We start from the raw sequence: 5,871 nt of genomic DNA on the forward strand, positions 1-5,871 counted from the left end.
CCCTGGTCCTGACCCTGGTCACGGCCACGCCCTTGGTCCCCTGCCTCGTCCCCCTCGTCGCGCCCGTCGTCGAGTCCTTGGTCGCGGTCTCGGTCAGGGCGCCCGTCAGCGTCCACTGCCCGCTGGCGGTCGGCCGTGGCCGTGGCCGTGGCCGTCGCCGCACCGGCACCGGCACCGGCACCGGCAGCGGCATCCGCGTCGTCGCTCGACCGGCCGCCCGGCAGGATGTCCGCGAGCAGGCCGGTCGGCGAGAATCTCGTCTCGGACTCCGCGGCCTGGTGCGGGTGGTTGCTGGCGAGCAGGGCGGCGCGCTGTGCGCGCCGGAACTCACGCCACCGGTCCAGGGCTGACATGGGTCCGAGCCTATGGCACGGCGTTGCGGCGTCGGGGCATCGCCGCAGGTCAGGTGTTGCGGAACCGGTCGATCTGCGGGAGCAGGGAGGCCCGCATCTCGGCATCGGTCACGCCGAGCCCGGCCTCGGGGGAGAGGGTGAGTACGCCGACCTTGCCCTGGTGGGCGTTGCGGTGCACGTCGAGCGCTGCCTGGCCGACCTCGTCCATCGTGTAGGTCTTGGAGAGGGTGGGGTGGATGAGGCCACGGTTGATGAGCTCGTTGGCCTCCCATGCCTCGCGGTAGTTGGCGAAGTGGCTCGAGATGATCCGCTTGAGGTTCATCCACAGGTAGCGGTTGTCGTACTCGTGCATGTAGCCCGACGTCGAGGCGCAGGTGACGATGGTGCCGCCCTTGCGCGCGACGTAGACACTGGCCCCGAAGGTCTCGCGCCCCGRGTGCTCGAAGACGATGTCGACGTCGTGTCCGCCCGTGAGCTCACGGATCTTCTTGCCGAGCCGCTGCCACTCCCGCGGGTCCTGCGCGGTGTTGTCGTCGTTCCAGAAGCGGTAGCCCTCGGCGCTGCGGTCGATGATCAGCTCGGCACCCATGTCGCGGCAGATCTGGGCCTTCTCCGGCGAGGAGACGACGCAGATCGGGGTGGCGCCACCCGACAGCGCCATCTGGGTGGCGTAGGAGCCGAGGCCACCGGATGCCCCCCAGATGAGCACGCGGTCGCCGAGCTTCATGGCTGCGCCGTTCTTGGAGATCAGCTGGCGGTAGGCGGTCGAGTTGACCAGCCCGGGAGAAGCCGCCTCCTCCCACGTCAGGTGGGCCGGCTTCGGCATCAGCTGGTTGGACTTGACGATGGCCAGCTCGGCCAGCCCGCCGAAGTTGGTCTCGAAACCCCAGATCCGCTGCTGCGGGTCGAGCATGGTGTCGTTGTGGCCCTCGGCGTCCTCGAGCTCGACCGACAGGCAGTGCGCCACGACCTCCTGGCCGGGCTTCCACTTGGTGACGCCGGGTCCGGTCCGCAGCACGACGCCGGCGAGGTCGGAACCGACCACGTGGTAGGGCAGGTCGTGCCGCTTGGCGAACTCGGAGGTGCGGCCGTAGCGCTCGAGGAACCCGAAGGTCGACACCGGCTCGAAGATCGAGGTCCACACGGTGTTGTAGTTGATCGCGCTGGCCATCACGGCGACGAGAGCCTCACCGGGCGCCAGCTCGGGCACCGGGACGTCGTCGAGATGCAGGGACTTGCGCGGGTCCTTCTCCTTGGTGGTGAGGCCCTCGAAGATGTCCACCTCGTCCTTGTGCACCGTCACGGCGCGATAGGTCTCGGGAATGGACAACCCGGCATACGTCTCCGGGGTGCGGTCCCCGGAGAGGATGGCGTCGCGGATTTCCTGCATGGGTCTGTCTCCTCGGCGTCGTCGGCACGGCTGGAGCCGAAACTACTGCGGAGTAAGGCAATCGGGATACCCGGTGAGACTCCGGTCACGCGGTGACCTACCTCACGCGGCGCGCCCCAGTGGGTCTCAGTGCGTCTCGTGGGCAGGCTGGACGAGCTCGACGAGGATGCCGCCGGCGTCCTTGGGGTGGATGAAGTTCACCCTCGAGTTGGAGGTGCCTCGCCGCGGCTCGTCGTAGAGCAGCCGCAGGCCGCGTTCGCGCAGGACCTGGCTGACCGCCTGGACGTCCTCCACGCGGTAGGCCACCTGCTGCACGCCGGGCCCCGAGCGGTCGAGGAACTTCGCGATGGTCGACTCGGGCGACAGGGGAGCCAGCAGCTGGATGTGCGACCCGCTGCCGCCGACCGCCATCATCGCCTCGCGGACGCCCTGCTCCTCGTTGACCTCCTGGTGCGCCAGCGTCATGCCGTAGGTGTCGCGGTAGAAGGCGATCGCCTCGTCGAGGTCGCGCACCGCGACCCCCACGTGGTCGATGGCGGTGAAGAGCTCGGTGGGCAGTCCAGTCATGGTCGTCAGCCTAGGCCGAGGCGGGTATGCCGCGACATGAGCGATGCGTCACGCTCCGGACCGCGCCCCTAGACTGACGCTCATGTCCGCACTGTCCCGGGACGACGTCGCGCACCTCGCCGGCCTCGCCCGCATCGACCTGTCCGATGCCGAGCTCGACCGGATGGTCGGAGAGCTCGGCGTCATCCTCGAGTCCGTCGCCAAGGTGCAGGAAGTCGCCGCGGACGACATCGAGCCGATGTCGCACCCGCTGCCGCTGACCAACGTCACCCGCCCGGACGAGATCCGCCCCTCGCTCGGCGCCGAGGCCGCCCTGTCCGGGGCCCCGGAGCAGGAGCAGCAGCGCTTCTCAGTGCCGCGCATCCTCGACGAGGACTGACGGGCCAACGCCAGACCGAGCCCGACCGCGCACCACCCGCACCACCCGCGGCCCACGCCGCCGACCCCATGTCCGCGCCCCACCAGCGACAGACCGAGGACCACCACCCGTGAACTCCGACATCACCCGCCTCAGCGCTGCCGAGCTCGCGCACGCGCTCGGCTCCCGGGAGCTCAGCTCCGTCGAGGTCGTGCAGGCCCACCTCGACCGCATCGCAGCCGTCGACGCCGACGTGCACGCCTACCTCCACGTGGACGGTGAGGGTGCCCTCGGGGCGGCCCGTGCCGTGGACCAGCGCCGGGCATCGGGTGAGGACCTGCATGTCCTCGCCGGAGTGCCGATCGCCGTCAAGGACGTGATGGCCACCCGGGGGCTGCCGACGACCTGCGGCTCCAAGATCCTCGAGGGGTGGATCCCGCCCTACGACGCCACCGTCGTGGCCCGCCTCAAGTCGGCCGGCATGCCGATCCTCGGCAAGACCAACATGGACGAGTTCGCGATGGGCTCGTCCACCGAGCACTCCGCCTACGGCCCCACCCACAACCCGTGGGACCTCACGCGCATCCCCGGCGGCTCGGGTGGCGGCTCCTCGGCCGTGGTCGCGGCATACGAGGCGCCGTTGGCGATCGGCACCGACACCGGCGGTTCGATCCGCCAGCCGGCGTCGGTCACGGGCACGGTCGGGGTCAAGCCGACCTACGGCGGGGTGTCCCGCTACGGCCTGGTGGCGCTCGCCTCCAGCCTCGACCAGGCCGGTCCCTGCACGCGCACCGTCCTCGACGCGGCCCTGCTGCACTCGGTCATCGGGGGACACGACCCGATGGACTCCACCTCGATCAACGCCCCGGTGCCCTCGGTCGTCGAGGCGGCCCGCCGCGCGGACGTCACAGGGCTCAAGGTCGGGGTGATCAAGGAGCTCGGTGGTGAGGGCTACCAGGCCGGCGTGCGCGCCCGCTTCGACGAGTCCGTCGCCCTGCTCCAGGAGGCCGGTGCCGAGGTCGTCGAGGTGTCGTGCCCGAGCTTCGACTACGCGCTCGCGGCCTACTACCTCATCCTGCCCAGCGAGGCGTCGTCCAACCTCGCCAAGTTCGACGCGATGCGTTACGGCCTGCGGGTGCTGCCCGAGGGCATCGACGACCCCAGCGCCGAGCAGGTCATGGCCGCCACCCGCGACGCCGGGTTCGGTGACGAGGTCAAGCGCCGCATCATCCTGGGCACCTATGCCCTGTCGAGCGGCTACTACGACGCCTACTACGGCCAGGCCCAGAAGGTCCGCCGCCTCATCGCGGACGACTTCACCTCGGCGTTCGAGCAGGTCGACGTGCTGGTCAGCCCGACCGCGCCCACCACGGCTTTCAAGCTGGGCGACAAGCTCGACGACCCGATGTCGATGTACCTCCAGGACGTCGCGACCATCCCCGCCAACCTCGCGGGGGTGCCCGGCATGTCCCTGCCGAGCGGACTCGCCGACGAGGACGGCCTGCCCACCGGCATCCAGATCCTGGCGCCGGCGACGAAGGACGAGCGGCTCTACAACGTGGGCGCCGCCCTGGAGAAGATGCTTGTCGACAGGTGGGGCGGCTCGCTGCTGGCCAAGGCCCCCCAGCTGACCGCGAAGGGAGCGTGACCACTGTGAACACCGCTACGGCCACCGCCGAGGAGATCGTCGACTACGACGAGGCGCTCGAGCGCTACGACCCCGTGATGGGTCTCGAGGTGCACGTCGAGCTGAACACGGCGACCAAGATGTTCTGCGGGTGCGCCACCGAGTTCGGTGCCGAACCCAACACCCAGGTCTGCCCGGTCTGCCTGGGTCTGCCGGGCGCGCTGCCCGTCGTCAACGAGAAGGCCGTGGAGTCGGCCATCCGGATCGGCCTGGCGCTCAACTGCGAGATCGCGCAGTGGTGCCGGTTCGCCCGGAAGAACTACTTCTACCCGGACATGCCGAAGAACTTCCAGACGAGCCAGTACGACGAGCCGATCGCGTTCGAGGGCCACCTCGACGTCGAGCTGTCCGACGGCACGGTCTACCGGGTCGCGATCGAGCGCGCGCACATGGAGGAGGACACCGGGAAGTCGCTGCACATCGGTGGCGCCACCGGACGCATCCACGGCGCCGACCACTCGTTGGTCGACTACAACCGGGCCGGCATCCCCCTCATCGAGATCGTCACCAAGCCGTTGACCGGTGCCGGTGAGCGGGCGCCCGAGGTGGCCAAGGCCTACGTCGGCGCGCTGCGCGAGCTGCTGCGCGCCCTCGGCGTCTCCGACGTCAAGATGGAGCAGGGATCGCTCCGCTGCGACGCCAACGTGTCGTTGCGCCCCAAGGCAACAGGGGACCAGGCCCAGGACGACGTGCCACTCGGCACGCGCACCGAGACCAAGAACGTCAACTCCCTGCGCAGCGTCGAGCGGGCAGTGCGTTACGAGATCACCCGGCACGCGGCGATCCTCGACAAGGGCGACAAGATCACCCAGGAGACGCGCCACTGGCACGAGGACACCGGGGTCACGACGAGCGGCCGCGAGAAGTCCGACGCCGAGGACTACCGCTACTTCCCCGAGCCCGACCTCGTCCCTGTCGCCCCGACCCGCGAGACAGTCGAGGAGCTGCGCGGCACCCTGCCCGAGGCGCCTGGCCTGCGCCGCAAGCGGCTCCAGACCGAGTGGGGCTACAGCGACCTCGAGATGCGCGACGTCATGAACGCCGGCGCGGTCGCGCTGATCGAGGAGACGGTGGCTGCGGGCGCGACCCCGGCCGGTGCCCGTAAGTGGTGGACCGGTGAGCTGGCCCGTCGCGCGAACGTCGAGGGCTCCTCTGTGGAGGACTTCGGCGTCACCCCTGCCCACATCGCCGAGCTCGACGGACTGGTCCGTGGCGGCCGGCTCAACGACTCGATGGCCCGCCAGGTCCTCGACGGGGTCATCGACGGTGAGGGCACGCCCAGCGAAGTCGCAGACGCGCGTGGCCTCGAGCTGGTGCAGGACGACGGCGCCCTCGAGGCGGCTGTCGACAAGGTCATCGAGGCCAATGCCGACGTGGCCCAGAAGGTGCGCGACGGCAAGGTCCAGGCCGCCGGTGCCCTCATCGGTCAGGTGATGAAGGAGATGCGGGGTCAGGCCGACGCCGGCAAGGCTCGCGAGATGATCCTGGCCAAGCTCACCTGAGGTCGCTGCCCCTG

At 70.0% G+C, this 5,871-nt stretch carries 5 protein-coding genes and 1 pseudogene; 3 read left to right on the plus strand and 3 right to left on the minus strand.

Annotated features, from left to right (window positions below):
- The 3 genes and pseudogenes from AC1DVZ_RS18575 to mce form a co-directional block, all read right to left on the minus strand.
- Window positions 1-353, minus strand: a pseudogene (locus AC1DVZ_RS18575) (hypothetical protein); the annotation flags it as partial.
- 49 nt (window positions 354-402) lie between these two features.
- Complete coding sequence (gene ccrA / locus AC1DVZ_RS18580; RefSeq protein WP_477619681.1) at window positions 403-1,743, minus strand: crotonyl-CoA carboxylase/reductase; 1,341 nt, start codon at window positions 1,741-1,743, stop codon at window positions 403-405.
- A 126-nt stretch (window positions 1,744-1,869) separates the two neighbouring features.
- Window positions 1,870-2,310 (minus strand): methylmalonyl-CoA epimerase, encoded by a 441-nt coding sequence (gene mce, locus AC1DVZ_RS18585; protein ID WP_477619682.1) that lies wholly within the window; start codon window positions 2,308-2,310, stop codon window positions 1,870-1,872.
- Between the two features lie 82 nt (window positions 2,311-2,392).
- Here mce and gatC point away from each other — a divergent pair, with 82 nt between their 5' ends.
- The 3 genes from gatC (at window position 2,393) to gatB (ending at window position 5,857) form a co-directional block, all read left to right on the plus strand.
- On the plus strand, window positions 2,393-2,689 hold the full coding sequence (gene gatC / locus AC1DVZ_RS18590; protein WP_477619683.1) for an Asp-tRNA(Asn)/Glu-tRNA(Gln) amidotransferase subunit GatC: 297 nt from the start codon (window positions 2,393-2,395) through the stop codon (window positions 2,687-2,689).
- Window positions 2,690-2,798: 109 nt separating this feature from the next.
- Window positions 2,799-4,316: an Asp-tRNA(Asn)/Glu-tRNA(Gln) amidotransferase subunit GatA gene (gene gatA, locus AC1DVZ_RS18595; RefSeq protein ID WP_477619684.1), complete on the plus strand. Its 1,518-nt coding sequence runs from the start codon at window positions 2,799-2,801 to the stop codon at window positions 4,314-4,316.
- A 77-nt stretch (window positions 4,317-4,393) separates the two neighbouring features.
- Window positions 4,394-5,857: an Asp-tRNA(Asn)/Glu-tRNA(Gln) amidotransferase subunit GatB gene (gene gatB, locus AC1DVZ_RS18600; protein ID WP_477619685.1), complete on the plus strand. Its 1,464-nt coding sequence runs from the start codon at window positions 4,394-4,396 to the stop codon at window positions 5,855-5,857.
- The last annotated feature ends 14 nt before the right edge of the window (window positions 5,858-5,871 follow it).

This window comes from Pedococcus sp. P2_E5, assembly GCF_056403895.1.